The sequence below is a fragment of the Thauera phenylacetica B4P genome (genome assembly GCF_000310225.1).
In the GTDB taxonomy this organism is placed as follows: Bacteria; Pseudomonadota; Gammaproteobacteria; order Burkholderiales; family Rhodocyclaceae; genus Thauera; species Thauera phenylacetica.
On the sequence record NZ_AMXF01000257.1, the window covers coordinates 1 to 5,385 of the forward strand.

The window sequence follows — 5,385 nt, forward strand, 5'->3', positions numbered from 1 at the left end:
CTGGTTATATTGACCATGCCGCTTTTCTTGGCACGATTAACCCTGATACCAATAAAATCCCTAAGCATTTGTTTCAGGGTTATTTGAATATCTATAACAACTATTTTAAAGCGCCGTGGATGCCTGACCGTACCGAGGCTAACCCTAATGAGCTTAATCAAGATGATGCTCGTTATGGTTTCCGTTGCTGCCATCTCAAAAACATTTGGACTGCTCCGCTTCCTCCTGAGACTGAGCTTTCTCGCCAAATGACGACTTCTACCACATCTATTGACATTATGGGTCTGCAAGCTGCTTATGCTAATTTGCATACTGACCAAGAACGTGATTACTTCATGCAGCGTTACCATGATGTTATTTCTTCATTTGGAGGTAAAACCTCTTATGACGCTGACAACCGTCCTTTACTTGTCATGCGCTCTAATCTCTGGGCATCTGGCTATGATGTTGATGGAACTGACCAAACGTCGTTAGGCCAGTTTTCTGGTCGTGTTCAACAGACCTATAAACATTCTGTGCCGCGTTTCTTTGTTCCTGAGCATGGCACTATGTTTACTCTTGCGCTTGTTCGTTTTCCGCCTACTGCGACTAAAGAGATTCAGTACCTTAACGCTAAAGGTGCTTTGACTTATACCGATATTGCTGGCGACCCTGTTTTGTATGGCAACTTGCCGCCGCGTGAAATTTCTATGAAGGATGTTTTCCGTTCTGGTGATTCGTCTAAGAAGTTTAAGATTGCTGAGGGTCAGTGGTATCGTTATGCGCCTTCGTATGTTTCTCCTGCTTATCACCTTCTTGAAGGCTTCCCATTCATTCAGGAACCGCCTTCTGGTGATTTGCAAGAACGCGTACTTATTCGCCACCATGATTATGACCAGTGTTTCCAGTCCGTTCAGTTGTTGCAGTGGAATAGTCAGGTTAAATTTAATGTGACCGTTTATCGCAATCTGCCGACCACTCGCGATTCAATCATGACTTCGTGATAAAAGATTGAGTGTGAGGTTATAACGCCGAAGCGGTAAAAATTTTAATTTTTGCCGCTGAGGGGTTGACCAAGCGAAGCGCGGTAGGTTTTCTGCTTAGGAGTTTAATCATGTTTCAGACTTTTATTTCTCGCCATAATTCAAACTTTTTTTCTGATAAGCTGGTTCTCACTTCTGTTACTCCAGCTTCTTCGGCACCTGTTTTACAGACACCTAAAGCTACATCGTCAACGTTATATTTTGATAGTTTGACGGTTAATGCTGGTAATGGTGGTTTTCTTCATTGCATTCAGATGGATACATCTGTCAACGCCGCTAATCAGGTTGTTTCTGTTGGTGCTGATATTGCTTTTGATGCCGACCCTAAATTTTTTGCCTGTTTGGTTCGCTTTGAGTCTTCTTCGGTTCCGACTACCCTCCCGACTGCCTATGATGTTTATCCTTTGGATGGTCGCCATGATGGTGGTTATTATACCGTCAAGGACTGTGTGACTATTGACGTCCTTCCCCGTACGCCGGGCAATAATGTTTATGTTGGTTTCATGGTTTGGTCTAACTTTACCGCTACTAAATGCCGCGGATTGGTTTCGCTGAATCAGGTTATTAAAGAGATTATTTGTCTCCAGCCACTTAAGTGAGGTGATTTATGTTTGGTGCTATTGCTGGCGGTATTGCTTCTGCTCTTGCTGGTGGCGCCATGTCTAAATTGTTTGGAGGCGGTCAAAAAGCCGCCTCCGGTGGCATTCAAGGTGATGTGCTTGCTACCGATAACAATACTGTAGGCATGGGTGATGCTGGTATTAAATCTGCCATTCAAGGCTCTAATGTTCCTAACCCTGATGAGGCCGTCCCTAGTTTTGTTTCTGGTGCTATGGCTAAAGCTGGTAAAGGACTTCTTGAAGGTACGTTGCAGGCTGGCACTTCTGCCGTTTCTGATAAGTTGCTTGATTTGGTTGGACTTGGTGGCAAGTCTGCCGCTGATAAAGGAAAGGATACTCGTGATTATCTTGCTGCTGCATTTCCTGAGCTTAATGCTTGGGAGCGTGCTGGTGCTGATGCTTCCTCTGCTGGTATGGTTGACGCCGGATTTGAGAATCAAAAAGAGCTTACTAAAATGCAACTGGACAATCAGAAAGAGATTGCCGAGATGCAAAATGAGACTCAAAAAGAGATTGCTGGCATTCAGTCGGCGACTTCACGCCAGAATACGAAAGACCAGGTATATGCACAAAATGAGATGCTTGCTTATCAACAGAAGGAGTCTACTGCTCGCGTTGCGTCTATTATGGAAAACACCAATCTTTCCAAGCAACAGCAGGTTTCCGAGATTATGCGCCAAATGCTTACTCAAGCTCAAACGGCTGGTCAGTATTTTACCAATGACCAAATCAAAGAAATGACTCGCAAGGTTAGTGCTGAGGTTGACTTAGTTCATCAGCAAACGCAGAATCAGCGGTATGGCTCTTCTCATATTGGCGCTACTGCAAAGGATATTTCTAATGTCGTCACTGATGCTGCTTCTGGTGTGGTTGATATTTTTCATGGTATTGATAAAGCTGTTGCCGATACTTGGAACAATTTCTGGAAAGACGGTAAAGCTGATGGTATTGGCTCTAATTTGTCTAGGAAATAACCGTCAGGATTGACACCCTCCCAATTGTATGTTTTCATGCCTCCAAATCTTGGAGGCTTTTTTATGGTTCGTTCTTATTACCCTTCTGAATGTCACGCTGATTATTTTGACTTTGAGCGTATCGAGGCTCTTAAACCTGCTATTGAGGCTTGTGGCATTTCTACTCTTTCTCAATCCCCAATGCTTGGCTTCCATAAGCAGATGGATAACCGCATCAAGCTCTTGGAAGAGATTCTGTCTTTTCGTATGCAGGGCGTTGAGTTCGATAATGGTGATATGTATGTTGACGGCCATAAGGCTGCTTCTGACGTTCGTGATGAGTTTGTATCTGTTACTGAGAAGTTAATGGATGAATTGGCACAATGCTACAATGTGCTCCCCCAACTTGATATTAATAACACTATAGACCACCGCCCCGAAGGGGACGAAAAATGGTTTTTAGAGAACGAGAAGACGGTTACGCAGTTTTGCCGCAAGCTGGCTGCTGAACGCCCTCTTAAGGATATTCGCGATGAGTATAATTACCCCAAAAAGAAAGGTATTAAGGATGAGTGTTCAAGATTGCTGGAGGCCTCCACTATGAAATCGCGTAGAGGCTTTGCTATTCAGCGTTTGATGAATGCAATGCGACAGGCTCATGCTGATGGTTGGTTTATCGTTTTTGACACTCTCACGTTGGCTGACGACCGATTAGAGGCGTTTTATGATAATCCCAATGCTTTGCGTGACTATTTTCGTGATATTGGTCGTATGGTTCTTGCTGCCGAGGGTCGCAAGGCTAATGATTCACACGCCGACTGCTATCAGTATTTTTGTGTGCCTGAGTATGGTACAGCTAATGGCCGTCTTCATTTCCATGCGGTGCACTTTATGCGGACACTTCCTACAGGTAGCGTTGACCCTAATTTTGGTCGTCGGGTACGCAATCGCCGCCAGTTAAATAGCTTGCAAAATACGTGGCCTTATGGTTACAGTATGCCCATCGCAGTTCGCTACACGCAGGACGCTTTTTCACGTTCTGGTTGGTTGTGGCCTGTTGATGCTAAAGGTGAGCCGCTTAAAGCTACCAGTTATATGGCTGTTGGTTTCTATGTGGCTAAATACGTTAACAAAAAGTCAGATATGGACCTTGCTGCTAAAGGTCTAGGAGCTAAAGAATGGAACAACTCACTAAAAACCAAGCTGTCGCTACTTCCCAAGAAGCTGTTCAGAATCAGAATGAGCCGCAACTTCGGGATGAAAATGCTCACAATGACAAATCTGTCCACGGAGTGCTTAATCCAACTTACCAAGCTGGGTTACGACGCGACGCCGTTCAACCAGATATTGAAGCAGAACGCAAAAAGAGAGATGAGATTGAGGCTGGGAAAAGTTACTGTAGCCGACGTTTTGGCGGCGCAACCTGTGACGACAAATCTGCTCAAATTTATGCGCGCTTCGATAAAAATGATTGGCGTATCCAACCTGCAGAGTTTTATCGCTTCCATGACGCAGAAGTTAACACTTTCGGATATTTCTGATGAGTCGAAAAATTATCTTGATAAAGCAGGAATTACTACTGCTTGTTTACGAATTAAATCGAAGTGGACTGCTGGCGGAAAATGAGAAAATTCGACCTATCCTTGCGCAGCTCGAGAAGCTCTTACTTTGCGACCTTTCGCCATCAACTAACGATTCTGTCAAAAACTGACGCGTTGGATGAGGAGAAGTGGCTTAATATGCTTGGCACGTTCGTCAAGGACTGGTTTAGATATGAGTCACATTTTGTTCATGGTAGAGATTCTCTTGTTGACATTTTAAAAGAGCGTGGATTACTATCTGAGTCCGATGCTGTTCAACCACTAATAGGTAAGAAATCATGAGTCAAGTTACTGAACAATCCGTACGTTTCCAGACCGCTTTGGCCTCTATTAAGCTCATTCAGGCTTCTGCCGTTTTGGATTTAACCGAAGATGATTTCGATTTTCTGACGAGTAACAAAGTTTGGATTGCTACTGACCGCTCTCGTGCTCGTCGCTGCGTTGAGGCTTGCGTTTATGGTACGCTGGACTTTGTAGGATACCCTCGCTTTCCTGCTCCTGTTGAGTTTATTGCTGCCGTCATTGCTTATTATGTTCATCCCGTCAACATTCAAACGGCCTGTCTCATCATGGAAGGCGCTGAATTTACGGAAAACATTATTAATGGCGTCGAGCGTCCGGTTAAAGCCGCTGAATTGTTCGCGTTTACCTTGCGTGTACGCGCAGGAAACACTGACGTTCTTACTGACGCAGAAGAAAACGTGCGTCAAAAATTACGTGCAGAAGGAGTGATGTAATGTCTAAAGGTAAAAAACGTTCTGGCGCTCGCCCTGGTCGTCCGCAGCCGTTGCGAGGTACTAAAGGCAAGCGTAAAGGCGCTCGTCTTTGGTATGTAGGTGGTCAACAATTTTAATTGCAGGGGCTTCGGCCCCTTACTTGAGGATAAATTATGTCTAATATTCAAACTGGCGCCGAGCGTATGCCGCATGACCTTTCCCATCTTGGCTTCCTTGCTGGTCAGATTGGTCGTCTTATTACCATTTCAACTACTCCGGTTATCGCTGGCGACTCCTTCGAGATGGACGCCGTTGGCGCTCTCCGTCTTTCTCCATTGCGTCGTGGCCTTGCTATTGACTCTACTGTAGACATTTTTACTTTTTATGTCCCTCATCGTCACGTTTATGGTGAACAGTGGATTAAGTTCATGAAGGATGGTGTTAATGCCACTCCTCTCCCGACTGTTAACACT

At 44.7% G+C, this 5,385-nt stretch carries 9 protein-coding genes; all 9 read left to right on the forward strand.

Annotated elements, in window-relative coordinates; translation table 11 throughout:
• The coding region (locus tag C667_RS26920) for a major capsid protein (RefSeq protein WP_000485911.1) at positions 1-983 on the forward strand (983 nt) is incomplete at its 5' end.
• A 110-nt stretch (positions 984-1,093) separates the two neighbouring features.
• Complete coding sequence (locus tag C667_RS26925) at positions 1,094-1,621, forward strand: hypothetical protein (protein ID WP_000487867.1); 528 nt, start codon at positions 1,094-1,096, stop codon at positions 1,619-1,621.
• Positions 1,622-1,629: 8 nt separating this feature from the next.
• Positions 1,630-2,616 (forward strand): Minor spike protein, encoded by a 987-nt coding sequence (locus C667_RS26930; RefSeq protein WP_000466547.1) that lies wholly within the window; start codon positions 1,630-1,632, stop codon positions 2,614-2,616.
• Between the two features lie 63 nt (positions 2,617-2,679).
• Positions 2,680-4,221: a replication endonuclease gene (locus C667_RS26935; RefSeq protein WP_000252566.1), complete on the forward strand. Its 1,542-nt coding sequence runs from the start codon at positions 2,680-2,682 to the stop codon at positions 4,219-4,221.
• Positions 4,154-4,306 carry a hypothetical protein gene (locus tag C667_RS26940; RefSeq protein ID WP_435988044.1) on the forward strand — a complete coding sequence of 51 codons (153 nt, stop codon included), beginning with the start codon at positions 4,154-4,156 and terminating at the stop codon, positions 4,304-4,306. Before C667_RS26935 ends, C667_RS26940 begins: the two co-directional genes overlap by 68 nt.
• A complete protein-coding gene (locus C667_RS26945; RefSeq protein WP_016670801.1) occupies positions 4,239-4,478 on the forward strand; it encodes a phage DNA packaging protein C in 240 nt (79 codons plus the stop codon). Before C667_RS26940 ends, C667_RS26945 begins: the two co-directional genes overlap by 68 nt.
• Positions 4,475-4,933 (forward strand): scaffolding protein D, encoded by a 459-nt coding sequence (locus C667_RS26950; protein WP_000084700.1) that lies wholly within the window; start codon positions 4,475-4,477, stop codon positions 4,931-4,933. The genes C667_RS26945 and C667_RS26950 overlap by 4 nt, the downstream gene beginning before the upstream one ends.
• Positions 4,933-5,049 carry a phage DNA packaging protein J gene (locus C667_RS26955; RefSeq protein ID WP_000033471.1) on the forward strand — a complete coding sequence of 39 codons (117 nt, stop codon included), beginning with the start codon at positions 4,933-4,935 and terminating at the stop codon, positions 5,047-5,049. The genes C667_RS26950 and C667_RS26955 overlap by 1 nt, the downstream gene beginning before the upstream one ends.
• 36 nt (positions 5,050-5,085) lie before the next feature.
• On the forward strand, positions 5,086-5,385 hold a 300-nt coding region (locus C667_RS26960; protein ID WP_000065543.1), incomplete at its 3' end, for a major capsid protein.